This is a genomic window from Streptomyces sp. HP-A2021 (assembly GCF_022807935.1).
Classification (GTDB): Bacteria; Actinomycetota; Actinomycetes; order Streptomycetales; family Streptomycetaceae; genus Streptomyces; species Streptomyces afghaniensis.
The window spans coordinates 6,472,773-6,496,983 of sequence record NZ_CP094344.1 but is presented as its reverse complement, the minus strand read 5'-3'; the positions used below and the strand labels follow the sequence as shown (position 1 = coordinate 6,496,983).

Genomic DNA, 24,211 nt, shown 5'->3' with positions numbered 1-24,211 from the left:
CTGAAAGGGAACTTCGCCATGAGCATCGAGATCCGCAAGGTCACCGCGAACATCGGCGCCCGTGTCGAGGGCGTCGACATCACCAAGCCCCTCGACCAGGAGACCTACATCGCCCTGCGTGAGGCGCTCAACGCCCACAAGGCACTCGTCTTCGACGCGGAGGGGCTGGACGACGCGGGGCAGCAGGCCTTCGCCCGTCACTTCGGCGACATCACCGCCGCCCATCCGACGGTGTCCTCCGTCGACGGCGCCCCGAACGTCCTGCCCGTGGACAGCGAGGGCGGCCGGGCCGCCAACCACTGGCACACCGACGTCACCTTCGTCCTCAACCCGCCGCAGGCCACCAGCCTGCGCAGCATCACGGTCCCGCCGTACGGCGGCGAGACGCTGATCGCCAGCTCGGCCGCCGCCTACCGGAACCTGCCCGAGTCGCTGCGCAGCCTCGCCGACACGCTGTGGGCCGAGCACACCAACGACTACGACTACGCCGTCCCGGAGGAGGACGTCGACGAGGTGCAGGCCGCCCGGCGCGCCCAGTTCACCTCGATCAAGTACCGCACGGCCCACCCGGTGGTCCGCGTCCACCCGCTGACCGGCGAGCGCGGGCTGTTCATCGGCGGCTTCGCGCAGCGGATCGTGGGCCTGTCGCCGGGCGAGTCCCGCAAGATCCTCGACCTGCTCCAGGCGTACGTCGTGCGGCCGGAGAACGTCCTGCGCCACCGCTGGTCGCCGAACCAGCTCGTCGTCTTCGACAACCGCATCACCCAGCACTACGCCGTCGACAACTACGACGGTCTGCCGCGCCGTCTGCACCGGGTCACGGTCGCGGGGGACATCCCCGTCGGGATCGAGGGTAAGGAGAGCTACGTCATCGAGGGCGACGCCTCGCACTACACATCGGTCGCCGCGTAGCCACGGAGAGCGACGCGGCCGTCCATATGCTGGGATGCCTCTTCGCCCGGGCGGAGAGGCGTCCCAGACTGTCGGCGTTTTTGCCCTCGCACTCCTCTCACGCATTGGACGAGCCGCGCCCATGCCCAGCAGCACCACCACGGAGACGTCGTCCAGCAGGGACGACATCTCCCTCTCCCACGGCCTGAAGCAGCGCCACCTGTCGATGATCGCCCTCGGCGGGGTGATCGGCGCCGGACTGTTCGTCGGTTCCGGCGCGGGCATCGCCGCCGCCGGTCCGTCGATCGTGGTCGCCTACGCCCTCTCCGGTCTCCTCGTGATGCTGGTGATGCGGATGCTCGGCGAGATGTCGGCCGCGTATCCGTCGTCGGGTTCGTTCTCGGCGCACGCGGAGCGCGCGATCGGCCCCTGGGCCGGATTCACCGCCGGGTGGGCGTTCTGGGTGCTGCTCTGCACGGCCGTCGGTCTGGAGGGCATCGGTGCCGCGCAGATCGTCAGCGGCTGGCTGCCGGGCACGCCGGAGTGGGCGTGGGTGGCGCTGTTCATGGTCGTGTTCTGCGGCACGAACCTCGCGGCCGTGAAGAACTTCGGCGAGTTCGAGTTCTGGTTCGCGGCCCTGAAGGTCGGCGCGATCACCCTGTTCCTGGCGCTCGGCGTCCTGGCGATCCTCGGGATCCTGCCGGGCACGGACTCGCCCGGCGCCTCCCACCTCACCGACTTCCTCCCCAACGGCGGCGAGGGCCTGGTCATCGGCCTGCTCGCCTCGGTCTTCGCCTACGGCGGGCTGGAGACGGTCACCATCGCGGCGGCCGAGTCCGAGAACCCCGTCAAGGGCGTGGCGAGCGCGGTCCGTACGGCGATGTGGCGGATCGCGCTGTTCTACGTCGGCTCGATGGCCGTCATCGTCACGCTGGTGCCGTGGGACTCCAAGGAGGTCGTCGAGAAGGGCCCGTACGTCGCCGCCCTCGACGAACTCGGCATCCCGGGTGCCGGCCAGCTGATGAACGTGGTCGTCCTGGTGGCCCTGCTGTCCGCGATGAACGCCAACATCTACGGTGCCTCGCGCATCGCGTACTCACTGGTGGAGCGCGGCCAGGGCCCGAAGGTGCTGGGCCGGGTCTCGGGCGGGGTCCCGCGGATCGCCGTGCTGGCGTCCTCCGTCTTCGGGTTCCTGTGCGTGCTGCTGAGCTACTGGCGGCCGAACGACGTCTTCTCCTGGCTGCTGAACATGATCGGCGCGGTGATCCTGGTCGTCTGGATCTTCATCGCCGTCTCGCAACTGCGGCTGCGGCGGCGCCTGGAGCGCGAGACGCCTCAGAAGCTGGTCGTGCGGATGTGGGCGTTCCCGTGGCTGACGTGGGTCGCGCTGGCCGGCATGGCCGCCGTCTTCGTCCTGATGGCCCGCCAGCCCGACACGCGGGTGCAGTTGTACTCGACGGGCGGGATGACCCTGGTCCTGGCGGCCGTCGGCTACGCCTGGCAGAAGGCGCGCGCCCGGCAGTAGCCCCGCCCGGAAGTCTCCCGGCACCTGGGCCCCCGCGACACACGCGGGGGCCTTTTGTGTGCCCTGGACACCCATCGCCGCCCTCTTGCTGCTAGCGTGCAGTTGCAAGCCTATTGCAATAAGAGGTCCGGAGGGTTCACCGCCATGCCCCTGTACACGCTTCCTGAACTTCCCTACGACTACTCCGCGCTCGCCCCCGTGATCAGCCCCGAGATCATCGAGCTGCACCACGACAAGCACCACGCGGCCTATGTGAAAGGGGCCAACGACACGCTGGAGCAGCTTGCGGAGGCGCGGGACAAGGAGACGTGGGGGGCGGTCAACGGACTGGAGAAGAACCTGGCCTTCCATCTGTCCGGGCACATCCTGCACAGCATCTACTGGCAGAACATGACCGGCCCGAAGGACGGCGGTGGTGAGCCGCTGGCGCAGGACGGTGTGGGGGAGCTCGCGGACGCGATCGCCGAGTCGTTCGGGTCGTTCGCGAAGTTCAAGGCGCAGTTGTCCAAGGCGTCGGCGACCACCCAGGGTTCGGGCTGGGGCGTGCTGGCATACGAGCCGCTGAGCGGGCGGCTGATCGTCGAGCAGGTCTACGACCACCAGGGCAACGTCGGCCAGGGCTCGACCCCGATCCTCGTCTTCGACGCCTGGGAGCACGCCTTCTACCTGCAGTACCGGAACCAGAAGGTCGACTTCATCGAGGCGATGTGGCAGGTCGTCAACTGGCAGGACGTGGCGCGGCGGTACGAGGCCGCCAGGTCCCGCGCGGACGTGCTGCTCCTGGCCCCCTGACGGCGGCGTGCCGCAGAGTCGTCCTGCCTCGTGATCGTCTTCTCACCCTTCACGAACGGCAGGCGGAATGAAGGAAGCCCCCGCGAGGACGTGACTCGCGGGGGCTTTCCGTGCGTGCGCTACGGCTTACGGCCCAGGCCGCCGTGCTGGCCGATCGGCTCCGTGGGAGCGCCGGGCTCGGGGTGCCACCGCGGTACCGAGACCACACCCGGTTCCACCAGCTCCAGGCCCTCGAAGAAAGCCTCGATCTGCTCGACCGACCGCAGGAAGTACGGGACGGCGCCCGTCTCGTTGTAGGCGTCCTGGGCCTGTTCGTAGGCCGGGTCGGTGCCACGGGAGCCCTCGTTGAGGGAGAGGTAGCTGCCGGAGGGCAGGCCGGCCAGGAGGCGGCGGACGAGGTCGCGGGCCTCGTCGTGGTCGGCCACGTGGCCCAGGATGCCGCTGAGGATCAGGGCCGTGGGGCGGGTGAGGTCGAGCGTCCTGCCGGCGGCCTCGATGATGCGCTCCGGATCGTGGAGGCTGATCGACTCGTACGCCGTCGCGCCCTCGGGTGTGGAGGTGAGCAGGGCCCGGGCGTGGGTGAGGACCAGCGGGTCGTTGTCGACGTAGACGACGCGCGACTCGGGAGCCAGGCGCTGGGCCACCTCGTGGGTGTTGTCGACGGTCGGCAGGCCGGTGCCGACGTCGAGGAACTGGCGTACGCCGGCCTCCTGGACGAGGTGACGGATGCTGCGGCCGAGGAAGGCGCGGCTGCTGCGGGCGATGGTGACGATGCCGGGGAAGACGGCGGTGTAGGCGTCACCGGCCGCCTCGTCCACCGGGTAGTTGTCCTTGCCGCCCAGCCAGTAGTTCCAGATCCGGGCCGAGTGCGGCACCGAGGTGTCGATCTGCGTCATGGGCTCATGGTGCTACGGCACGTCCGTCCCGCACGGCACATTGAGTGAGAGGAGTGCGGCGGAACCGTCGGGGTTCATGCGCAGTTCGCTGATCGCCGCGTTCCGCAACCGCGGGAACACTCTGCGGTACTCCCCGGCGGGGATCGACAGCAGCGTGCACAGCACCAGGCGCAGCAGGGTGTTGTGGGCGACGACGAGGACGCGTCCGCCGGGGTGGGCGCCGGCGATGCGGCGCAGGGCGGCGGCGCCGCGGGCTGCTGCCGCCGCCGGGTCCTCCGCTCCGGGGAAGGGGTGGGCGACGGGGTCGGCGCGGAAGGCCGCGGCCCGGTCGGGGTCCTCGGCCTCGAACTCGGCGAGCGTCCGGCCCTCCACGACTCCGAAGTCGCATTCGACGAGGCCGGGTTCGCGCCGCGGGACGAGGCCCAGGGCCCGGCAGGCGGGCTCGGCGGTGGCGACGGCCCGGGAGAGCGGGGACGTCCAGATCGCGTCGATGGGGTGGGCGGCGGCCCAGCGGCCGAGGGCCTCGGCCTGGGCGCGGCCGGTGTCGGTGAGGCCGATGTCGCTGACGCCGGCGTAACGGTTCTCGGCGTGCCAGACGGTCTGCCCGTGGCGGGCCAGGAGGAGCGTGGTGGTCATGACTCCCCAGTGTCCGGGTGCAGACGGGTCAGGGCGTGTTCCGCTACGGCGGCGGACAGCCAGCCGCGTTCCCGCAGGGCGTGGACGAGCCGGGCGTACGGCCCGGCGAAGGCCGCCGTGCGGTCGGGGCGGGGTTCGAGGACGGTCCGGACGCGGACCATGCGCTCGGCGACGTCCGCGAGGGAGCCCGCCTCCGACGCCCCGTACGCGGCCAGCGCCGCCATGCCCAGGGCCGGTTCCGTCTGGTCCGGGATGCGAGCCGGGCGGCCGAGGATGTCGGCGCGCAGCTGGTTCCAGTACCCGCTGCGCGCGCCGCCGCCGGTGAAGGTGAGCGGGCCGTCGAGGGGGGCGTCGAGGTGGTGCAGGTAGTCCAGGCACAGGCGTTCCGCGAAGCCGACGCCCTGGAGCAGCGCGGCCCACAGGCCGGCGTCGCCCTCGGGTTCGCCCAGGACCAGGGCGGTCGCGTCCGGCGCCCGGAACGGGAACCGCTCCCCCGGCGAGACCAGCGGGTACGCGACCGCACGGGACGGCTCGAACGCCGCCGCCAGTTCGTCCATCGCGGCAGGGTCGGCGTCCGGGAAGTGCGCCGCGAGCGTCCCGGCCCCGACGCTGGACGCTCCGCCGGGCAGCCAGGTGCCGTCGGGGGCACGGTGGTTGTAGAGCACGCCGGTGGGGTCCTGGACGGGGTCGCGGGCAGCTCCCTTCAGTACGAGGGTCGTGCCGAGGACCGAGTTCCAGGAGCCGGGGCGCAGCGCGCCCGAGGCGATCTGGGCCGCGCAGCCGTCCGTCATCCCGGCGAGCACCGCGGTGCCGGCGGGGATGCCGGTGGCGTCGGCGGCGGCCGGGGTGACCTCGCCGAGGTGCGTGCCGGGGCGTACGACGTCCGGCAGCAGGCGGTCCGGGACGCCGAGTCGGGCCAGGGCGGCCTTCGGCCAGGTCTCCCCGTGCAGGTCGTAGCCGGTCTTGAGGGCGTGGCTGGAGTCCGCCGGGGGCGGCTCGCCGGTGAGGCGGGTGACGATCAGGTCGGGCTGGTGGGCGAGCCGTAGGCCGGGCCCGTACTCCCCCACCAGCCACAACGCCTTCGGCAGCGCCCAGGTGTCCTGGACCGCGAGCCCCGCCTCCCGGGCCCGCACGGCCTCCGCCGTGGCACGGCCGTCGTCGTACATCAGCGCGGGGCTCACCGGGCGGCCCGAGCGGTCCGTCAGCAGGACCGTGCCGGACGTGCCGCACACCGCGAGGCCGCCGACCGGCACGCCGGGCGCGGAGCCGAGTGCCGCCCGGGACGCCGTGCACAGCGCCGACCACCACTGCTCCGGGTCCTGCTCGTGCCGCACCCCGCCCCGCCGCCCGGTCAGCGGGGCCGCGCCGCTGCCGAGGACCCTGCCGTCGGCGGTGACGAGCAGCACGCGGACGCTCTGCGTGCCCAGGTCGATGCCCAGCCAGCCCGCACCCTCGTCCGCCATCCGGAACCTCCCACGACGTCGCAGCCGGATCTGTGAACTTCTCACTGTGCCCCGATATTTTCCCGTGCGCGAGGGATTGACGCCCAACTTCAGCCGTTCCACCCTCTGTTAACGAGTCGACTCGACGTGTTAACCAGCCCCCACGTGGAGGTACGGATGGACACGCACGTGCACGACCGGCGGCGCTTCCTCGCGCTCGCCGCCGGGGCTGCCGCGGCCCCGCTGCTCACCGCCTGCGGCGCCGGCTTCGGCGGGGACGACAGCAAGAGCGACGGGTCCGCCGCGGACGACGTCACCGGCTCCTTCGACTGGAAGCGGGAGCAGGGCACCACCGTCAAGGCGCTGCTCAACAAGCACCCGTACACCGACGCCCTCATCGCCGACCTGAAGTCCTTCACCGCGAAGACCGGCATCAAGGTCGAGTACGACGTCTTCCCGGAGGACAACTACTTCGACAAGCTCACCGTGGACCTGTCCAGCGGGCGTGCCTCCTACGACGTCTTCATGCTCGGCGCGTACATGGTGTGGCAGTACGGTCCGCCGGGCTGGCTGGAGGACCTCGGGCCCTGGATGCGCAACTCCTCGGCGACGGGCGCCGAATGGGACCAGGCGGACTTCTTCCCGAACCTGCTCCAGGCCGACCAGTGGTCGCTGAAGGCGGGCGCGCCGCTGGGGCAGGGCGGGCAGTACGCGCTGCCGTGGGGCTGGGAGACGAACGTCGTCGCCTACAACACGGAGGTGTTCAAGAAGCTGGGCCTGAAGCCGGCCGACACCTTCGAGGAGCTGACCGAACTCGCCGGCACCATCAAGCAGAGGGCGCCGGGCGCGGGCTTCGACGGCATGTACGGGATCGCCGTACGCGGGTCCAGGAGCTGGGCCACCATCCATCCCGGCTTCATGACGATGTACGCCCGCAACGGGCTGAAGGACTTCACGGTCGACGGCGGGAAGCTCACCCCCGTCATGAACAGCTCCGACGCCGTCGCCTTCACCGAGGACTGGGCCGGCATGGTCAAGCGGGGCGGGCCGCCGTCCTGGACGTCGTACACCTGGTACCAGTGCTCCAGCGATCTGGGCGCCAAGAAGGCCGGGATGCTGTTCGACGCCGACACGGCCGCCTACTTCCAGGCGGTGAAGGGTGCCAGCCCGGCCTCCGGGAAGATCGCCTTCCACCCCGGCCCGAAGGGGCCCGACGGGTCCCTGGCCACCAACATGTGGATCTGGTCGCTCGGCATGAACGCCAAGAGCAAGAAGAAGAGTGCCAGTTGGCTGTTCCTGCAGTGGGCGACCGGCAAGGAGCACCTGCGCAGGAGCGCGATCACGCACAACCACATCGACCCGGTGCGCAGGTCGGTGGCCGACGACGCCGCGTACAAGGACAAGATGCGGCATCTGCCGGGCTTCCTGGAGACCTTCGAGACGGTCGTCGACCAGACGAGGATCCAGTTCACCCCGCAGGCGCAGTTCTTCGACGCGACGACCAGCTGGGCCGCCGCCCTCCAGGAGATCTACGGCGGCAAGGATGCGAAGTCGGTCCTGGACGGGCTGGCGGACGACCTCGCCGACAAGGTGCGTTAGCCATGCGGCTCGCGCTGCGTCCGTACTTCCTGATCGTGCCGGCACTGCTGCTGACCTGCGGGATCCTCTACCCGTTCGGGCTCGGCCTGTACTACACGCTGTTCGACTTCTCGGCGAGCAAACCGCAGCCGGACATGGTGCGATTCGAGAACTACACGACCGTCTTCACGCAGGAGGCGTTCTGGAACTCGGCGTGGGTGACGGTGCTGTACGCGGTCGGGGCGGCCCTCGCCGAGACCGTGCTCGGGGTGGCCGTCGCCCTGCTGCTGCACCGGTCGAGTCTCATCGGCCGGATTCTGGAGAAGATCCTGATCCTGCCGCTGATGATCGCCCCGGTGATCGCGGCGATCATCTGGAAGCTGATGCTCCAGCCGTCGGTGGGGGTCGTCAACTACCTGTTGCGGCCCTTCGGTCTGGGCGGGGTGCAGTGGACGGACACCCCGACGGGCGCCCTGCTGTCGTCGATCGCCGTGGACGTGTGGGTGTACACGCCGTTCGTGGCGATCCTCGCCCTGGCCGGGCTGCGGTCGCTGCCCACGTCTCCGTTCGAGGCGGCGGCCGTGGACGGTGCGGGGTGGTGGTACACCTTCCGGCGGCTGACGCTGCCGATGCTGTGGCCGTACGTGCTGGTGGCGGTGATCTTCCGGTTCATGGACTCGCTGAAGGTGTTCGACATCATCTACGCCCTGACGGAGGGCGGGCCCGGTGACTCGACCGTCGTCCTCCAGATCCGGGCGTATCTGGAGGCCATCCGCTTCCAGCGCTACTCCTTCGGGATCAGCTACACGATCGTGCTGTGGGCCGTGGTGTATCTGGCCGCGATGGTGCTGGTGAAGCACCTGGGGAAGATCCAGCGCCGGGCCGCGGAGGTGACCTGAGTGAAGAAACGCGTGCTGGGGTGGCTCGCGGACGCCGCCCTCGTCCTCTACTTCGTCTTCGCGCTGTTCCCGATCGCCTGGATGGTGATCCTTTCGCTGAAGCCGGCGGACCAGCTCTTCTCCACCTACTTCTCCTTCTCCCCCACCCTCGACGGCTACCGGACGGTCCTCGGCGACAGCGAGGGCATCCCGTTCGTGCGGTTCTTCGTCAACAGCCTGGTGGTGTCCGTGGGGGCGGTGGCGCTTTCGCTGGTGGTGGGGCTGCCCGCGGCGTACGCCTCGGCGCGGTGGCGGTTCAAGGGCTCCGAGAACCTGATGTTCACGCTGCTGTCGTTCCGCTTCGCGCCCGAACTGACCGTGATCATCCCGCTGTTCGTGCTGTACCAGAAGCTCGGGCTGTTCGACACGTACGTCGGCATGGTGTGGGTGCTGCAACTGGTGACGCTGCCGCTGATCGTGTGGATCATGCGGTCCTACTTCGCCGATCTGACGCCCGAGCTGGAACAGGCGGCCCTGCTGGACGGCTACACCCGCAAGCAGGCGTTCTTCAAGGTGGCGCTTCCGCTGGTGAAGCCGGGCATCGCGGCCGTATCCCTGCTCGCCTTCATCTTCGCCTGGAACAACTTCGTCTTCCCGCTGATCCTCACCTCCAACGAGGCCCAGACGGTGACCGTGGGCGCGCTGTCCTTCCTCGGCGGCGACCGGCCCAAGTACAACCTGACGGCCGCCGCCGCGCTGGTGTCCGTCGTACCGCCGCTGCTGCTGGCGCTGACGATCCAGCGGTACCTGGTGCGGGGCCTGTCGTTCGGGGCGGTGAAGTCGTGATCCGGCTCAGCGGGATACGGAAGTCGTACGGGAGGACCGTCGCGCTCGACGAGCTCGAACTGGAGGTCCGTGAGGGCGAGTTCTTCTGCCTGCTGGGCCCCTCGGGCGCGGGCAAGACCACGACGTTGAAGACCGTCGCCGGGCTCGAACAGCCCGACTCCGGCACCGTCGTACTCGACGGCAAGGACATGCGGGGGGTGGAGCCGTACGACCGGGGCGTGGCCATGTGCTTCGAGAGCTACGCCCTCTACCCGCACCGCTCGGCCTACGACAACCTCGCCTCGCCCCTGCGCTCGCCCCGGCACCGGCTGCCCGCCGCCGAGGCCAGGCAGCGGATCGGCGCCATCGCCGAACTGCTCGGCATCTCCGGGTTGCTGGACCGGCCCGTGGGCCAGCTGTCCAACGGGCAGCGGCAGCGCGTCGCCCTCGGCCGGGTGCTGGTCCGCCCGGCCCGGGCCTTCCTCCTCGACGAGCCGCTCTCCCACCTCGACGCCAAGCTCCGCCAGCAGATGCGGGCCGAGCTGAAGGCGATCGGGGCCGTGCAGCACACCACCACCCTGTACGTCACCCACGACTCCGTCGAGGCGCTGGCGCTCGGCGACCGGATCGGGGTCATCCGGCAGGGGCGGATCGTGCAGACGGGCACGCGGGAGGAGATCTGGTACCGGCCGTACGACACGGAGGTCGCGCGGGCCTTCGGGCGGCCCCGGATCAATCTGCTGCCGGGGGTGGTGACGGAGAGCGGGGTGCGGTCGGACGGCGGGGTGGAGCTGCCGGTCCGGGCGCAGGCCCCGGCGGGCACCGAGGTCCTGGTCGGGCTGCGGCCCCGGGACATCACTCTGCGCGGCGAGGGGCACGAGCTCACCGGGACGGTGTACGTCACCGAGGTGCTCGGCCGGTCCGTCGAGGTCACCGTCCGGCTCGGAACCGGGGAACGGCGGGTGTCGCTGGTGGCCCCTCGGGCGGACGCGGCGCGCCTTCGTCCGGACGATCCGGTACGGCTCGCGGTCCGGCCTGAGAACCTGCTGCTGTTCGAGGCCGACCGGCCGGAGCGACCGGGACGACGGATAGAGACACAGCGATGAGCAGCAGCAGTGGTGGACAGCAGGGGCCGGCGGCGCGGCAGGCCGCCATGGCCGAGCAGGTGCTGGCCGACGGATCGGCGACGGCGGCGGAGCTCGCCGAGCGGTTCGGGGTGAGCCTGATGACCATCCACCGGGACCTGGACGAACTCGAACGGCAGGGCATCGTGCGGAAGTTCCGGGGCGGGGTGACCGCGCAGCCGTCGGGGGTCTTCGAGTCGAACGTGCAGTACCGGCTGAAGACCATGCGCGCCGAGAAGGCGGCCGTGGCCGAGCACGCGCTGCGGATGGTCGAGCCCGGCATGGCGATCCTGCTGGACGATTCCACGTCCACCCTTGAGATAGCCCGGCGGCTGCGCACGGGCGAGGTCACGCCGCTGACGGTCGTCACCAACTTCCTGGAGGCGATCAACCTGCTCGCCGACCAGCGGGGCATCCACCTGATGGCGCTCGGCGGCGACTACGACCCGCTGCACTCCTCGTTCCTGGGCGTCTCCTGCGTGGAGGCGGTCGAGCAGTTGCGGGTGGACGTGTGTTTCGCGTCGACGTCGGCCGTGCACGGGGGCTACGCCTACCACCAGGAGCAGCACATCGTGTCCGTGAAGCGGGCGATGCTCGACGCGGCGGCACGGAACGTCCTGCTGATCGACCACACCAAGCTCGGCCGGGTCGCCCTGCACCGGGTCGTCCCGCTGTCCCGCTTCGACACGCTCCTCGTGGACGACGGGGCGTCGGCGGAGGCGCTGCGGGACCTGGACGAGCACAAGGTCCGTTACGAGGTCTGTGCGACGAAGGGCAGCGATGACCGAGCTGGAGCTACGTGATCTGCGCAAGACCTACCGGGCCCGGGGTCGTCCGGGCGTGGACGCGGTGCGCGGCCTCGACCTCGGCTTGCGTTCCGGGGAACTGCTGGGGCTGCTCGGCCCGTCGGGCTGCGGCAAGTCGACGACGCTGCGGATGATCGCCGGGTTGGAGTCGGTGACCGGTGGAGACATCCTGGTCGGCGGGGCGTCGGTGGTCGAACGGCCCGCGCAGCAGCGCAACATCGGGGTCGCGTTCGAGAACTACGCGCTGTATCCGCCGCTGTCGGTCGCGGAGAACCTGGCGTTCGGGCTGAAGGCCCGGGGCCGTAAGGCTCGTGGGGACGTCGACCGCAAGGTGAAGGAGATCGCCGAGCGGGTCGGCCTGACCGACCTCCTCGGCGCCCGCCCGGCCGGTCTGTCCAGCGGCCAGAAGCAGCGGGTGTCGCTGGCCCGGGCCCTGATCCGCGAGCCGGACGTGCTGCTGCTCGACGAGCCGCTGTCCCATCTGGACGCGGCCCAGCGGGACACCACCCGCCGCGAACTCAAGCGCATCCAGAAGGACCTGGGCCACACCACGATCCTGGTCACCCACGACCAGGAGGAGGCCCTCTCCCTCGCCGACCGGATCGCCGTGATGAAGGACGGCGTCATCCAGCAGCTCGGCACCCCCTACGAGATCTACGACAGCCCGGTCAACGTGTTCGTGGCGGACTTCGTCGGCGAGCCCGCGATCACGCTGCTGCCGGGCATCGCCGGCGCCGACGGCCGGGCCCGCCTCTCCGACTCGGTGCGGATCGCGCTGCCCGTGCCGGTGCAGGAGGGCCGGGAGGTGGTGGTCGGGATCCGCCCGGAGGACGTCCGGCTCACCGCCGAGGAGGGCCTGCCCGCACGGGTCGTCGCCCACGAACCCCTGCTGGAGTCGGGCCTGGCGACCCTCGCCCTCGACGGGGTGGAACGGCACCTGGTGGTCCTCACCGACCCCGAGGTGCGGCTCGCCCACGACGAGCGGGTCCGGGTCGCCGCCGACCTGGAGCACACCCATGTCTTCGACGCCGAGACAGGAGAAGCCCTGCGATGACTGCCGGAAACAGCGTGCGTGTGGTGGCCGCCGGTGACCACTTCGTCCTGCCGTCGCTGATCACCCGGGCGGTGGAGCACGAGGTGGAGCGGGCCCGGGTGACGGAACTGAAACTCGGCTGGCCGCTGGAGCCGTTCGGGCCGGTCGCCGAGGTGCAGGAGGCCAGTGACGCCGAGGACGAGATGATCGAAGCACTGGCCGGGGCGGAGGTCCTGGTCACGCAGATGGGGCCGGTGACCGAGAAGGTGCTCGCCGCCTGCCCGGATCTGAGGCTGGTCGTGGTGTGCCGGGGCGGGCCGGTCAACGTCAATCTGGACGCGGCCAAGAACCGTGACGTGCGCGTGTGCTTCGCGCCGGGCCGCAACGCCGCCGCCACCGCCGAGTTCACCGTCGGCATGATGCTGGCCGCCCTGCGCCGCATCCCCCAGGCCCACGACCCGCTGGCCCGGCAGGGCAGCTGGGAGGGCGCGACGTACTACACGTACGAGCAGAGCGGTCTGGAGCTGGAGGACCTGCCCGTCGGGCTGGTCGGATACGGGGCCGTCGGCAGCCGGGTGGCCCGGGTGCTGTGCGCGTTCGGGGCACGGGTGATGGTGTACGACCCTTACGTGCACGGCGAGATCCACGGCCTGCGCGTGACCTCGCTGGACGAGCTCCTGCGCCGCTCCCGGGTGATCACCCTGCACGCCCGGCTCACCCCCGAGACCCGAGGGCTGATCGGCGCCCGGGAGCTGGGGCTGCTGCCGTCCGGCGCGCTGGTGGTGAACGTGGCCCGGGGCCCGCTGCTGGACGAGGGCGCGCTGTGCGACGCGCTGGAGAGCGGGCAGGTGTCGGCGGCGGCCCTCGACACGTACGAGCGGGAGCCGCTGCCCGCGGATTCGCGGCTGCTCGGGCTGGGCGACCGCGTCGTACTGACCCCGCATCTCGGTGGCGCGTCGCGGGCCGTGGCGGAGAAGGCGGCGCGGATCGCCGCCGAAGAGGTGGGCCGCTGGGTGCGCGGCGAGCCGCTCGCGCACTGCCTGACCTGAGGACCGTGACAGGACCCTTGAGGGGAGCCGCATGTACGTCGGTATCGATGTGGGCACGTCCATGGTCAAGGCGGCGGCCTTCGACGACACGGGCCGGGAACTGGCCGTGTCCTCCCGCCCGGTGGACCTGACCCTGCACGGCGGGTTCGTCGAGCAGGACATGGACGAGGTGTACGGGGCGGTCGTCGCCGTGCTGGACGAGGTCACCGGGCGGGTTCCGGGGCCGGTCGAGCTGGCCGGGCTCACCGGGCAGGGCGACGGGGTGTGGCTGGTCGACGGGGAGGGGCGGCCCGTGCGGGCGGCGGCCTCCTGGATGGACGGGCGGGCGCACGAACTGGTCGACCGGTGGCTGGCCGACGGTACGTTCGAGACGGTGTTCCGACGGACGGGCAGCGCGATGTTCCCGGGCTGTCCGGGGCCGCTGCTGGCCTGGCTGGACAGCAACGAACCGAAGGCGCTGGATGCCGCGAAGGCGGCCCTGTACTGCAAGGACATGGTGTTCCAGCGGCTGACGGGAGCGGGCCCGGCGACGGATGTGTCGGACGCCTCGATGCCGTTCCTGGACCCGCGCACCCGGACGTACGACAACCGGGTCGTGGAGCTGCTGGGGCTCACGCACCGGCGCGGGTTGCTCGCCCCGGTGAGCGACCCGGTCGCGACCGCCGAGGCGCGGGGCGAGGGCCTGCCGTCCGGCACCCGGATCGCGAACGGCCCGTACGATCTGCCGGCCTGCGCGCTGGGCGCCGGGGTGACGGCGCCTGGGGACGGCCTGCTGATCGTCGGCACCTGTCTGGCGAGCCTGGTCGCCACGACCGAGCTGGACCTGACGGGCGAGCCCGCCGGCCTGTACATCTCCACCGACCGGCCCGGGTACTGGCTGCGCGCCATGCCGGCGATGGTCGGCACGGCGGCCCTGGACTGGGTGCTGTCGACGACGGGCGTGCGGCACGACGAGGTGGACGCCCTGCTGGCCGAGACCCCGCCGGGCGCGAACGGCGTGCGCGTGCTGCCGTACTTCGCGCCCTCCGGGGAACGGGCCCCCTTCGTCGAGCCCCGGCTGCGTGCCGAACTCACCGGTGTCTCCCTGGAGTCGACCCGGGGCGATCTGGTCCGCGCCACCTGCGAGGGCATCGGGTACGCCGCCCGGCACTGTCTCGAGGCGGCGGGCCTCGACGGGAGTCTGGCCGTCTGCGGCGGCGGCACCCGCAGCCCCGCCTGGATGCGGCTGCTCGCCGATGTGCTCGGCCGGCCGCTGCGGGTCGTCGAGGGCGAGGTCGGTGCCCGGGGCGCGGTCCTCGCGGCGGCCGAGCGGTACGGGGTGCCGCTGGACGCGCGGGTGTGGACCCGGCCGACGGAGGTCGTCGAGCCGGACCCTGGCCGGGCCGCGTACTACACGAAGGGCTACGAGGAGCACCTGGTCCGGCTCACGCAGGCGCGGGCCCGGGCACGTACATGAATCCGCCTACCGGGAAAGGGAGTCGCATGCGGCTCGGACGGAGATCTCTGCTGCTCGCGGCGGCCGCGGGAACAACCACGGCCGCCACAGCCGCCACGGCCGCCACGGCCGCCCCGGCGGCGGCCGGCCCTCGCAGGGGACCGGTGGTCATCGGCCACCGCGGCGCGGCCGGCTGGCGCCCCGAGCACACGGCCGCCTCGTACACGTACGCCGTGCAGACGGGCGCCGACTGGATCGAACCGGACCTGGTGCCGACGAAGGACCATGTGCTGGTGGTCCGGCACGAGAACGAGATCTCCCAGACCACCGACGTGGCCCGCCGACCGGAGTTCGCCGGCCGCCGCACCACGAAGACGGTCGACGGCCGGTCCGTGACCGGATGGTTCACGGAGGACTTCACCCTCGCCGAGCTGAAGACGCTGCGGGCGGTGGAGCGGCTGCCGCAGGTCCGCAACCGCAACACGGTCTTCGACGGGCGTGAGGAGGTCATGACCTTCCAGGAGGTCGTCGACCTGGCGCGGAAGCTGTCGAAGGCGCACGGCCGGACGATCGCCGTCTTCCCGGAGACCAAGCACCCGACGTACTTCCGGTCCATCGGGCTGCCGCTGGAGCCGAGGCTGGCGTCCGCGATCCGGCGCAACCGGCTGGGCCGGCGCGAGTGCGTCGTGCAGTCCTTCGAGCCGACGAGCCTGCAGCGCATGACGGGTCTGGGCGTACCGCTGTGGCAGGCGCTGGGGACGACGGGCGGGCCGTACGACCTGCCTGCGACGACCTACCGGGAGATGACGACTCCGAACGGGCTTGCGGACATCGCGCAGTACGCCGACTGGATCGGCCCGGACAAGTCGTCGCTCGTCGGCACGTCACTCCTCGCGGACGCGCATGCGGCGGGCCTGCGCGTGGGGCCGTACACCTTCCGGGCGGAGAACCAGTTCCTGCCGGCGGAATTCCGGCGCGGCACCGGAAGTACCGATTTCGGGGACGCGTTCGCCGAATACGCGCTGTACTACCGCATGGGGGTCGATGCGGTCGTAAGCGACTTCCCGGACCTGGCGGTGATGGCGAGGAGGGGCCGATGTTCTTCAAGGACAAGCACTGCCCGACCTGTGGCGGCAGCGGAACGCAGGTGTTCACGCCGCTCAAGCCCGAGGAGATGAAGGCGCTCGGGACGCACCGCACGGACCTGTGGCGCTGCACCGCTCCGGGTTGCCGGTGGTATCAGCCCTGGGGCCATCAGGCCGGCGGGGGCCGGCTCCCGGAGGAACTGCAGAACCCGGGAGCCGACGCCTCGGTGTGAGACTTACAGGTTGGAGAAGTCCGGGCCCTTGGTGCGGGTGCGCTTGATCTCGTAGAAGCCGGGGACCGAGGCCACGGCGAGGGTGCCGTCCCAGAGGCGGGCGGCCTCCTCGCCCTTGGGGGCCGGGGTGACGACCGGACCGAAGAAGGCGAGCTGCTCGCCGTCGGCGCCGGGCACGGCGATGACCGGGGTGCCGACCTCCTGGCCGACCTTGTCGATGCCCTCCTTGTGGGAGGCGCGCAGCTCGGGCTCGTACCGGGTGCCGTCCCAGTGCTCCATGAGGGACTCGGGCAGGCCGACGTCCTTCAGGGCGGCGGCGACCGTCTCCTTGCCGGGGCCCTCGCCCTGGTTGTGGAAGCGGGTGCCGAGCGCGGTGTAGAGGTCGCCCAGCACCTCGGCGCCGTGCTCCTGCTGTGCCGCTATGACGATCCGGACGGGACCCCACGCCTTGGTCTCGAGCAGCTCGCGGTACTCCTCGGGCAGCTGGTCGAGCTTGTCCTCGTTGAGCACGGCGAGGCTCATGACGTGCCAGCGGACCTGGATGTCCCTGACCTTCTCCACCTCCAGCACCCAGCGGGAGGTCATCCACGCCCAGGGGCACAGCGGGTCGAACCAGAAGTCGACGGGGGTCTTGTCCGACATGTCTCTCCTCATGAGGAAACCGTTTCTCCGGCAACGCCACCGCTCGCGCCGGTCATTCCCGGCTGCCTCGTATCAGGGGCACGTGGCAGGATCGGTGCTGTTCAGCCGTATCCGACGACGCTTGAGGAGTTCCGCCCGTGCCCGGTGAGAATCTGTCCCGCGACGAGGCCCGGGAGCGGGCCGCCCTGATCGGCGTCGACGGGTACGAGGTGTCCCTCGACCTGCGGTCCGCGGTCGGTGAGGACGACACCGACGGGCCCCGCACGTTCCGGTCGGTCACGACGATCCGGTTCCGCTGCAACGAGCCCGGGGCGAGCAGCTTCGCCGATCTGATCGCCCCGAGTGTGACGGCCGTCTCACTCAACGGCCGGGATCTGGACCCCGGCGAGGTCTTCGACGGCTCGCGGATCACGCTGGAGGACCTGGCCGCCGACAACGAGCTGGTCGTCGACGCGCAGTGCGCCTACTCCCGCACCGGCGAGGGCCTGCACCGCTTCGTCGACCCCGAGGACGGCGAGGTGTACCTGTACACGCAGTACGAGCCGGCCGACTCCCGCCGGGTCTTCGCGAACTTCGAGCAGCCGGACCTCAAGGCCCCGTTCCGCTTCGAGGTGCGGGCGCCGGAGGGCTGGACGGTGTGGAGCAACGGCGTGGGCGAACGGGCCGACGGGGTCTGGCGGTTCGCCGAGACCAAGCCGATCTCGACGTACATCACGTGTGTGGTGGCGGGCCCGTACCACTACGTGACCGACACGTACTCCCGTACCTTCGCGGACGGCACGACGCTGGAGATCCCCCTCGGCGCGCTGTGCCGCAAGGGCCTCGCGCCCCACTTCGACTCCGAGGACGTCTTCCTGGTCACCAAGCAGGGCCTGGACTTCTTCCACGACCACTTCGACTACCCGTACCCGTTCGGCAAGTACGACCAGGCGTTCGTGCCCGAGTACAACCTGGGCGCGATGGAGAACCCGGGGCTGGTCACCTTCCGGGAGGAGTTCATCTTCCGCGGCAAGGTGACGCAGGCGTCCTACGAGGGCCGGGCCAACGTCCTCCTGCACGAGATGGCGCACATGTGGTTCGGCGACCTGGTCACCATGGAGTGGTGGGACGACCTGTGGCTGAAGGAGTCGTTCGCGGACTTCATGGGCGAGTTCTCACTGGTCGGCGCGACCCGCTTCGTCAACGGCTGGGTCACCTTCGCCAACCGCCGCAAGTCGTGGGCCTACCGGGCCGACCAGCTGCCCTCCACGCACCCGATCACGGCGGACATCCGCGACCTCCAGGACGCCAAGCTGAACTTCGACGGCATCACGTACGCCAAGGGCGCGTCGGTGCTGAAGCAGCTCGTGGCGTACGTCGGCCAGGACGCGTTCCTGGAGGGCGCCCGGCGCTACTTCAAGCGGCACGCGTACGGCAACACGCGCCTCGGTGACCTGCTGTCGGTACTGGAGGAGACCAGCGGCCGGGACATGAGCGCCTGGGCGCGGTCCTGGCTCCAGACGGCCGGGGTGAACGCGCTGACCCCGCAGCTGCTGCTGGATCCGCAGGGCCGCGTGGAGGAGCTGGCGGTGGTGCAGGAGGCGGCCGAGTCGCATCCGGAACTGCGCCCGCACCGGGTGGCGGTGGGCCTGTACCGGGCGACGGACGACGGAGAGGTCGAGCGGTACGCGCGCGCCGAGGTGGACGTCGACGGCCCGCGGACGGTCGTGGCGGAGCTGTCCGGCGCCGAGGCGCCCGACCTGGTCCTGGTCAACGACGACGACCTGACGTACTGCAAGATCCGCTTCGACGAGACCTCGCTGGCGACGCTGCGCGAGCACCTGGGGTCGGTGACCGACCCGCTGGCGCGCGCCCTGTGCTGGTCGGCGCTGTGGAACATGACGCGGGACGCGCTGCTCCCGGCGCGGGACTTCGTGGACCTGGTGCTGCGGTTCGCGGGGAGCGAGTCCGAGATCGGCGTGGTGCAGATGCTGCACGGGTGGGCCGAGTGGGCGGTCACGCACTATGCGGCGCCCGCGCGGCGGGAGACGACCGCCCGCCTCCTCGCCGAGGGCGCGCGGCGCGAGCTGTACGCGGCCGAGGCCGGCAGCGAGCACCAGCTCGCGTGGGCGCGCTTCTTCGCCCGGACGGCCACCGCCGAGGCCGACTTCGCGCTGCTGAGCGACCTGCTGGCGGGCACGGCGTCGGTCGAGGGCCTCGACCTGGACCAGGAGCTGCGGTGGGTGTTCCTTCAGCCGCTGGCCGCGCACGGGGTGGTGGACGAGAAGGCGCTGGCCGAGGAGCTGGCCCGGGACGACACGGCCTCCGGCAAGCGCCACCAGGTGCGCTGTCTGGCGGCCCGTCCGTCGGCGGCGGTCAAGGCGCAGGCGTGGGCGCAGGTCGTGGAGTCGGACGCGCTGTCCAATGCCATGATCGAGGCGACCATCGCGGGTTTCGCCCAGGACTCGCAGCGGGAGTTGCTCGCGCCGTACGCGGAGAAGTACTTCGCGGCGATCGAGCGGGTGTGGGCCGAGCGGTCCATCCAGATCGGGATGCACGTGGTGCAGGGCATGTTCCCCTCGCTCCAGCAGTCCCCGGAAACCCTCGCCGCCACGGACGCCTGGCTGGAGGCACACCGGGACGCGGCCCCGGCCCTGCGCCGGCTGGTGCTGGAGGCCCGGGACGACCTGGCGCGGGCGCTGCGCGCGCAGGAGTGCGACAAGGCCTCTGGCCAGTAGCTTTGGCCTGAGATCGGGGCGTTCCGCCATCGTTACGAGATGCGTGCCCCGCGAGCCGTAACCCCTGGCCCGCACCCGAACGGACCAGGGGCTTTCGGCATCCGAACACCCGTCCTTTAGTGCTGGGTTGTCCGTATTTGTCGACGGGCCTGTAACAGCGGTTAAAGAGCGGTCGGAGCGCGGGAAATTGCGGGTCATGACCCACAACACCCCGCTCTCCCCGCGCCCCCTGCACGACCTGTCCGGCCGCGGCCGGCTCCGTGTCATGACGGTCGCGCAGCTCCGCTCGCACGGCGTGACGACGTCCGCGACGAACGAGCAGTGCCGCCCCGGCGGACCGTGGCAGCAGCTCCTCCCGGGCGTCGTCCTGCTCCACCCGGGCCCGCCGACCAGCGAGGAGCGGCTGCACGCGGTGCTGATGTACGCGGCCCGGGAGCGCGGCACGGGTGTCCCCGCCCAGCCGAGCGCGGGCAAGGGGCACGCCCCCGCCTACCCGGAGGCGATGATCACCGGCCTGGCCGCCCTGACGCTGCACGGCTTCTCCTCCACTCCTCCGCTGCCGTCCCTGGACGCGATCGACGTCCTGGTCCCGCGGCTGCGCCGGCTGCGCTCGACGGGCTGTGCGCGCATCGTCCGCGGCGCCGCGCTGCCCGCCCCCGAGCAGGTGACGGGCCTGCCCGTGGCCCCGGTCGCCCGCGCGCTGGCCGACGCGGTGGCCGACCTCCGGGACGCCGGCATCGTGCGCCGGCTGATGACGGAGGCGGTGCGCGGCCACCACTGCGAGCCGGCGGCGGTGGTGCGGGAGCTGAACCAGGCGCGGCTGCTGAGCCGCCCGCACGTGGTGGACGCGGTGGAGTCCCTGCTGGCCGAGGGCCGGGCGATCGCGGAGAACCGCCTCTACCGGATGGTGCGCGAGTACGACCTGCCCGACCCGGTCTGGAACGTGGACCTGCGCCTGCCCGGCGGCCCCTACCTCGGGGGCCTGGACGCGTACTGGCCCGACCAGGCGGTGGCGCTGGAGCTGGACACGCGGGCGCCCCGGCAGGACGACGACGCCCTGTGGTCCGAGTACGCCCGCAAGCGTGAGCACCTGGAGCGCCTCGGCATCACGGTCGTCCACATCACGCCCAGGAAGCTCCGCGACTGTCCGGAACAGCAGGCGACGGTGGTCCGCACGGCCCTGATGGCCTCGGCCGACCGCGAACCGGCCGCGTATGTCGTGGTGCTGCCCCGGTAGTGACGGACCGGGGGCAGGACCAGGAGGGGAGAGGAGGGGCCGCCGGGGGTGCCGGCGGCCCCTCCTCGCATTCCGGCGGCGATTGATCATGATCTGTCGCGGCGGCAGCTTCGAACAAGAGGTGAGGGAAAACGCACCGCCCCGCCCGGCGCGAGGCCGGCCGTTTGCTGCGGCAGGCAGGTGAATCTGTCAGACGGACGGCTTCGGACCGGATGCGCCGCTCGCGCAAGAGGGCCAGTGTCGAGCTGAGGCGAGGAGGCGCGATGGACCGAGGAGCCGGAGCTCGGAGGGAAGGTGACAGGCAAGGGCGGCGAGGAGAGTCGGAGGACGACCCCGGGCTGGACCAGTTGCTCGTCCGCGCCGCCGACGGCGACGAACAGGCCTTCGCCGAGCTGTACGACGCCCTGGCACACACGGTGCTGGGACTGGCCTGCCGTGTGGTGGGGGACAAGGCCCAGGCGGAGGAGGTGACCCAGGACGTGATGGTGGAGGTGTGGCGGACCGCCGACCGGTTCCGGCCGGCGCGCGGAGCCGCTCGGAACTGGGTGCTCACCCTCGCGCACCGCCGCGCGGTGGACCGGGTACGGTCCGTCACCGCGGGCCGCGTCCGCGAGCTGCGCGCCGCGGTCATGGAGCAGGAACGCTCCTTCGACACCGTCGCCGAAGAGGTCGAGGTGCGGGAGGAGCAGCGTGCGGTCTTCCGCTGCCTGACCCAGCTCGCCCGCGAGCTGAGGCTGCCACTGGTGCTGGCCTACTACCAGGGGCTGACGTACGCGGAGGTCGCCGAGGCGCTCTCGACGCCGACGGGAACCATCAAGTCGCGGATGCGCCAGGGGCTGCGGCGCCTGCACGACTGCATGGAGGCCGCTTCGTGAACCTCACCGACGACCCACACCTCGCAGTCGGAGCGTACGTGCTGCACGCGCTGCCGACCGGTGAGGAGACCGACTTCGAGAAGCACCTGGCCGTGTGCGGCCCATGCCGTCTGGAAGTCGATCAGCTGTCGAGTGCGGCCGTTCGGCTGGGGGCGGCCGAGACGAGCACACCCTCCTCGGACTTGCGCCGCCGCGTGCTCGACCAGATCGCCACCGTACGTCAGAACCGGTCCGTCACGGGCGGGTCCCGGCGCCGACGCCGCCGGTGGAGTCTCAAGCCGGCGCTGGCGGCATCCGTGGCGGCGGCCGCGGCTCTCGGAGGCGTCGCCTGGTGGCAGAGCTCCGAGGCCGACACCGCGCGCGAGCAGTCCGCGCAGGACCGTGCCGAGTACCGGCGGCTCGCCGATGTCCTCGCCGCCCCCGACGCCACGATCAGCGCCCAGGAGCTCACACGCGGCGGGACCGCGAGCGTGGTCGCCTCCCGGGCACAGGGCCGGTCCGCGCTCATCGCCTCCGGACTGCCGCCGCTCACCGGCGACCGGGTCTACGAACTCTGGTACGCCGAGTCGGGGCGGTACCGGCCGGCCGGACTGCTGTCCTCCGCGGGCGGACGTCAGGCACAGGTCCTGGACGGGCGCCTCGATGGGGCCACCGCCGTCTGTATCACCGTGGAACCGGCCGGCGGCTCCACCCAGCCCACCACTCGCCCCATCGGCGTCATCCGCGTCCCCTCGTGACCATCACTGCTCGGCCACCGCGACGGCGGCCGCACAGCCCCTCCCCACCGCCACGTCGTCGACCGCCCAGCCCGGCACCTGACAGGGCCCGCGCGTGGAGGCACCGACGTGGTCGAGGCGGAGGTCACGTCCGAGGCCGATGCCCAGCCCTTTCAGATACGCCTCCTTGCGTGTCCACACGCGGGCGAAGGCGGCCGGGCGCCGGTCCGGCGGACACGCGGCGAGCTCGGCGGCCTCCCGGGGGTGCAGCGTCGCGGTGAGGGCGGAGACGACGTCATCGGCGGGCAGCCGTTCGATGTCCGCGCCGACCGCCGTGTCCGCGAAGGCGAGAAGACAGAAGCCGGCGGTACGGGAGAGGGAGAAGCACAGCGGCACGCCGGGCACGTCGGGGCGGCCGTGCGGGGCCCGGCACACGGGGCAGGGGCGCCGTACCAGCGGCACCTCCGACGGCTCGACGCCGAGGTAGGCACCGAGGAGCATGCGCAGGCACACGTGGGCGACCCGGTAGCCGTCCCCGTCCACCGCCCGGTGAAATGCCGCGGCCCGCGCCCTTTCCCCGCTGTCCAGCACCACATCCGCCAGCGGGGCCACGGCGCCGCGGAGGTCCTCCACCCGGGCCAGCCACAGTCGGGGCCGACCGGGGCGGAGCGGCTTCGGGAGCCGGGTCCAGGCGGCGGGCGTGAGCCGTTCGGGACGCGGGACCGCTCTCGCCGGAAGGAGGCACATGGCAACGGCCGCCTTCAGTCGGAGGGGGCCCGCACGGCCCGGGGGTCTGCTCCGCCGGCGTGCGACACCGGCGGGGCGAGCGCGTCCCCGCCGTACAGGGCCTGGACCCAGTTGCTCTGGTAGATCGTGTCGAGGTAGCGCTCACCGAGGTCCGGGGCGATCGCGACGGGCGTGAGGCCCGGCGTTCCGTGCCGGGCGAGCCAGCTCGTCGCCCCGCTGACGACCGTGCCGGTCGAACCGCCGAACAGAAAGCCCCGCCTCGCCAGGCTCTGGCAGGTACGGATGGCATCGGCCTCCTCGACGCGGACCGCCTCGTCGACGTAACTCTCGTCGAGCAGGGGAGGCCGGAGGCTCATGCCCAGTCCGGGAATCATCCGCCGTCCGGGCGGGTCGCCGAAGATGGCGGAGCCGACGCTGTCCACCGCGACGATCCGCACCGGCCGGTGCCAGGAGCGGAACCAGCGGGCGCAGCCCATCAGCGTGCCGGTCGTGCCGACCCCGATGAACAGGACGTCCAGGTGCGGGAACCAGCGGGCGATGGCCGGGGCCGTCCTGAAGTAGTGCGCCCGCCAGTTGTCGGGGTTGGTGTACTGACTCAGCCACACATAGCGGTCGTCCGCGGCGCACAGACCGCGCAGGTGCGCCAGCCGCGCGCCCAGCAGACCGCCCGTGGCGTGCTCGTCGGAGACGACGTGGACCTGGCTGCCCAGGGCCTCCATCATCAGCCGGGTGGCCAGGTTGCACCGGGAGTCCGTCACGCAGACGAAGCGGTAGCCCTTGCTCGCGGCGATCATGCTCAACGCCACGCCGAGATTGCCGGAGGAGGACTCGATCAGGATCGAGTCGGGCCTGAGGGTCCCGCTTCGCTCGGCGGACTCCACCATCTCGGTCGCGGCCTTCAGCTTGATGGAACCGGCGAAGTTGAAGCCCTCGCACTTGAGGAAGAGCCGGTGTCCCGTGATCGGCTCGAGGTCGACGTACAGGTCCTCCTCGTTGAAGGCGTGGGGTACGGATATGACTGGCACGATGTTCTCCTCGTCCGGAGCCGG

The 24,211-nt window shown here is 71.5% G+C and carries 22 protein-coding genes; 16 read left to right on the top strand and 6 right to left on the bottom strand.

Features of this window, described 5'->3' with window-relative positions; translation table 11 throughout:
* Positions 1-18 precede the first annotated feature (18 nt).
* From MQE23_RS29385 to MQE23_RS29375, 3 genes are all read left to right on the top strand, one after another.
* Entirely contained in the window at positions 19-912 is an 894-nt protein-coding gene (locus MQE23_RS29385; RefSeq protein WP_020274301.1) for a TauD/TfdA family dioxygenase, read from the top strand.
* A 121-nt stretch (positions 913-1,033) separates the two neighbouring features.
* Positions 1,034-2,416 (top strand): amino acid permease, encoded by a 1,383-nt coding sequence (locus MQE23_RS29380; RefSeq protein WP_020274302.1) that lies wholly within the window; start codon positions 1,034-1,036, stop codon positions 2,414-2,416.
* A 144-nt stretch (positions 2,417-2,560) separates the two neighbouring features.
* The gene (locus MQE23_RS29375; RefSeq protein ID WP_243380729.1) at positions 2,561-3,208 is read left to right on the top strand and encodes a superoxide dismutase; all 648 of its coding nucleotides are present in this window, start codon (positions 2,561-2,563) and stop codon (positions 3,206-3,208) included.
* Between the two features lie 119 nt (positions 3,209-3,327).
* Here the strand turns inward: MQE23_RS29375 and MQE23_RS29370 are convergent, their stop codons facing one another.
* The 3 genes from MQE23_RS29370 to MQE23_RS29360 are packed head-to-tail and all read right to left on the bottom strand — an operon-like array spanning position 3,328 to position 6,203.
* On the bottom strand, positions 3,328-4,104 hold the full coding sequence (locus tag MQE23_RS29370) for an SAM-dependent methyltransferase (protein WP_243380728.1): 777 nt from the start codon (positions 4,102-4,104) through the stop codon (positions 3,328-3,330).
* 12 nt (positions 4,105-4,116) lie between these two features.
* Entirely contained in the window at positions 4,117-4,740 is a 624-nt protein-coding gene (locus tag MQE23_RS29365) for a histidine phosphatase family protein (protein ID WP_243380727.1), read from the bottom strand.
* Entirely contained in the window at positions 4,737-6,203 is a 1,467-nt protein-coding gene (locus MQE23_RS29360) for an FGGY family carbohydrate kinase (protein WP_243380726.1), read from the bottom strand. The genes MQE23_RS29365 and MQE23_RS29360 overlap by 4 nt, the downstream gene beginning before the upstream one ends.
* 156 nt (positions 6,204-6,359) lie before the next feature.
* Here MQE23_RS29360 and MQE23_RS29355 point away from each other — a divergent pair, with 156 nt between their 5' ends.
* The 9 genes from MQE23_RS29355 to MQE23_RS29315 are packed head-to-tail and all read left to right on the top strand — an operon-like array spanning position 6,360 to position 16,088.
* Entirely contained in the window at positions 6,360-7,781 is a 1,422-nt protein-coding gene (locus MQE23_RS29355; protein ID WP_243380725.1) for a sugar ABC transporter substrate-binding protein, read from the top strand.
* 2 nt (positions 7,782-7,783) lie between these two features.
* Positions 7,784-8,659, top strand: coding sequence for a sugar ABC transporter permease (locus MQE23_RS29350; RefSeq protein ID WP_020273008.1), 876 nt, complete (start codon positions 7,784-7,786; stop codon positions 8,657-8,659).
* Positions 8,660-9,484 (top strand): carbohydrate ABC transporter permease, encoded by an 825-nt coding sequence (locus tag MQE23_RS29345; RefSeq protein WP_020273007.1) that lies wholly within the window; start codon positions 8,660-8,662, stop codon positions 9,482-9,484.
* Positions 9,481-10,569, top strand: a complete 1,089-nt coding sequence (locus tag MQE23_RS29340; protein ID WP_020273006.1) for an ABC transporter ATP-binding protein — start codon at positions 9,481-9,483, stop codon at positions 10,567-10,569. Before MQE23_RS29345 ends, MQE23_RS29340 begins: the two co-directional genes overlap by 4 nt.
* Positions 10,566-11,390, top strand: a complete 825-nt coding sequence (locus tag MQE23_RS29335) for a DeoR/GlpR family DNA-binding transcription regulator (protein ID WP_020273005.1) — start codon at positions 10,566-10,568, stop codon at positions 11,388-11,390. Before MQE23_RS29340 ends, MQE23_RS29335 begins: the two co-directional genes overlap by 4 nt.
* Complete coding sequence (locus tag MQE23_RS29330) at positions 11,368-12,447, top strand: ABC transporter ATP-binding protein (RefSeq protein ID WP_020273004.1); 1,080 nt, start codon at positions 11,368-11,370, stop codon at positions 12,445-12,447. Before MQE23_RS29335 ends, MQE23_RS29330 begins: the two co-directional genes overlap by 23 nt.
* On the top strand, positions 12,444-13,475 hold the full coding sequence (locus MQE23_RS29325; protein WP_037669534.1) for a 2-hydroxyacid dehydrogenase: 1,032 nt from the start codon (positions 12,444-12,446) through the stop codon (positions 13,473-13,475). The genes MQE23_RS29330 and MQE23_RS29325 overlap by 4 nt, the downstream gene beginning before the upstream one ends.
* Before the next feature lie 31 nt (positions 13,476-13,506).
* The gene (locus MQE23_RS29320; protein ID WP_243380724.1) at positions 13,507-14,931 is read left to right on the top strand and encodes an FGGY-family carbohydrate kinase; all 1,425 of its coding nucleotides are present in this window, start codon (positions 13,507-13,509) and stop codon (positions 14,929-14,931) included.
* Positions 14,932-14,957: 26 nt separating this feature from the next.
* Positions 14,958-16,088, top strand: a complete 1,131-nt coding sequence (locus MQE23_RS29315; protein WP_243380723.1) for a glycerophosphodiester phosphodiesterase family protein — start codon at positions 14,958-14,960, stop codon at positions 16,086-16,088.
* Positions 16,089-16,231: 143 nt separating this feature from the next.
* Here MQE23_RS29315 and MQE23_RS29310 read toward each other — a convergent pair whose 3' ends face one another.
* Positions 16,232-16,870, bottom strand: a complete 639-nt coding sequence (locus MQE23_RS29310) for a DsbA family protein (RefSeq protein ID WP_243380722.1) — start codon at positions 16,868-16,870, stop codon at positions 16,232-16,234.
* A 137-nt stretch (positions 16,871-17,007) separates the two neighbouring features.
* Between MQE23_RS29310 and pepN the strand changes: the two genes are divergently transcribed.
* From pepN to MQE23_RS29290, 4 genes are all read left to right on the top strand, one after another.
* Positions 17,008-19,587 carry an aminopeptidase N gene (gene pepN, locus MQE23_RS29305; RefSeq protein WP_020272999.1) on the top strand — a complete coding sequence of 860 codons (2,580 nt, stop codon included), beginning with the start codon at positions 17,008-17,010 and terminating at the stop codon, positions 19,585-19,587.
* A 196-nt stretch (positions 19,588-19,783) separates the two neighbouring features.
* Positions 19,784-20,824: a hypothetical protein gene (locus MQE23_RS29300; RefSeq protein WP_243380721.1), complete on the top strand. Its 1,041-nt coding sequence runs from the start codon at positions 19,784-19,786 to the stop codon at positions 20,822-20,824.
* A gap of 263 nt (positions 20,825-21,087) precedes the next feature.
* Complete coding sequence (sigK, locus tag MQE23_RS29295) at positions 21,088-21,699, top strand: ECF RNA polymerase sigma factor SigK (RefSeq protein ID WP_243380720.1); 612 nt, start codon at positions 21,088-21,090, stop codon at positions 21,697-21,699.
* Entirely contained in the window at positions 21,696-22,436 is a 741-nt protein-coding gene (locus tag MQE23_RS29290; RefSeq protein WP_020273208.1) for an anti-sigma factor, read from the top strand. The genes sigK and MQE23_RS29290 overlap by 4 nt, the downstream gene beginning before the upstream one ends.
* A gap of 3 nt (positions 22,437-22,439) precedes the next feature.
* Here the strand turns inward: MQE23_RS29290 and MQE23_RS29285 are convergent, their stop codons facing one another.
* A complete protein-coding gene (locus tag MQE23_RS29285) occupies positions 22,440-23,162 on the bottom strand; it encodes a 4'-phosphopantetheinyl transferase superfamily protein (protein WP_051185588.1) in 723 nt (240 codons plus the stop codon).
* A gap of 14 nt (positions 23,163-23,176) precedes the next feature.
* Complete coding sequence (gene sbnA, locus MQE23_RS29280) at positions 23,177-24,187, bottom strand: 2,3-diaminopropionate biosynthesis protein SbnA (protein ID WP_020273210.1); 1,011 nt, start codon at positions 24,185-24,187, stop codon at positions 23,177-23,179.
* Between the last annotated feature and the right edge of the window lie 24 nt (positions 24,188-24,211).

Excerpts from the sequence above, each read along its gene's own strand:
- MQE23_RS29385 (WP_020274301.1), top strand. The coding sequence starts at position 19 with ATGAGCATCGAGATCCGCAAGGTCACCGCGAACATCGGCGCCCGTGTC.
- MQE23_RS29380 (WP_020274302.1), top strand. The coding sequence starts at position 1,034 with ATGCCCAGCAGCACCACCACGGAGACGTCGTCCAGCAGGGACGACATC.
- MQE23_RS29375 (WP_243380729.1), top strand. The coding sequence starts at position 2,561 with ATGCCCCTGTACACGCTTCCTGAACTTCCCTACGACTACTCCGCGCTC.
- MQE23_RS29370 (WP_243380728.1), bottom strand. The coding sequence starts at position 4,104 with ATGACGCAGATCGACACCTCGGTGCCGCACTCGGCCCGGATCTGGAAC.
- MQE23_RS29365 (WP_243380727.1), bottom strand. The coding sequence starts at position 4,740 with ATGACCACCACGCTCCTCCTGGCCCGCCACGGGCAGACCGTCTGGCAC.
- MQE23_RS29360 (WP_243380726.1), bottom strand. The coding sequence starts at position 6,203 with ATGGCGGACGAGGGTGCGGGCTGGCTGGGCATCGACCTGGGCACGCAG.
- MQE23_RS29355 (WP_243380725.1), top strand. The coding sequence starts at position 6,360 with ATGGACACGCACGTGCACGACCGGCGGCGCTTCCTCGCGCTCGCCGCC.
- MQE23_RS29350 (WP_020273008.1), top strand. The coding sequence starts at position 7,784 with ATGCGGCTCGCGCTGCGTCCGTACTTCCTGATCGTGCCGGCACTGCTG.
- MQE23_RS29335 (WP_020273005.1), top strand. The coding sequence starts at position 10,566 with ATGAGCAGCAGCAGTGGTGGACAGCAGGGGCCGGCGGCGCGGCAGGCC.
- MQE23_RS29330 (WP_020273004.1), top strand. The coding sequence starts at position 11,368 with ATGACCGAGCTGGAGCTACGTGATCTGCGCAAGACCTACCGGGCCCGG.
- MQE23_RS29325 (WP_037669534.1), top strand. The coding sequence starts at position 12,444 with ATGACTGCCGGAAACAGCGTGCGTGTGGTGGCCGCCGGTGACCACTTC.
- MQE23_RS29320 (WP_243380724.1), top strand. The coding sequence starts at position 13,507 with ATGTACGTCGGTATCGATGTGGGCACGTCCATGGTCAAGGCGGCGGCC.
- MQE23_RS29315 (WP_243380723.1), top strand. The coding sequence starts at position 14,958 with ATGCGGCTCGGACGGAGATCTCTGCTGCTCGCGGCGGCCGCGGGAACA.
- MQE23_RS29310 (WP_243380722.1), bottom strand. The coding sequence starts at position 16,870 with ATGTCGGACAAGACCCCCGTCGACTTCTGGTTCGACCCGCTGTGCCCC.
- MQE23_RS29300 (WP_243380721.1), top strand. The coding sequence starts at position 19,784 with ATGACCCACAACACCCCGCTCTCCCCGCGCCCCCTGCACGACCTGTCC.
- sigK (WP_243380720.1), top strand. The coding sequence starts at position 21,088 with ATGGACCGAGGAGCCGGAGCTCGGAGGGAAGGTGACAGGCAAGGGCGG.
- MQE23_RS29285 (WP_051185588.1), bottom strand. The coding sequence starts at position 23,162 with ATGTGCCTCCTTCCGGCGAGAGCGGTCCCGCGTCCCGAACGGCTCACG.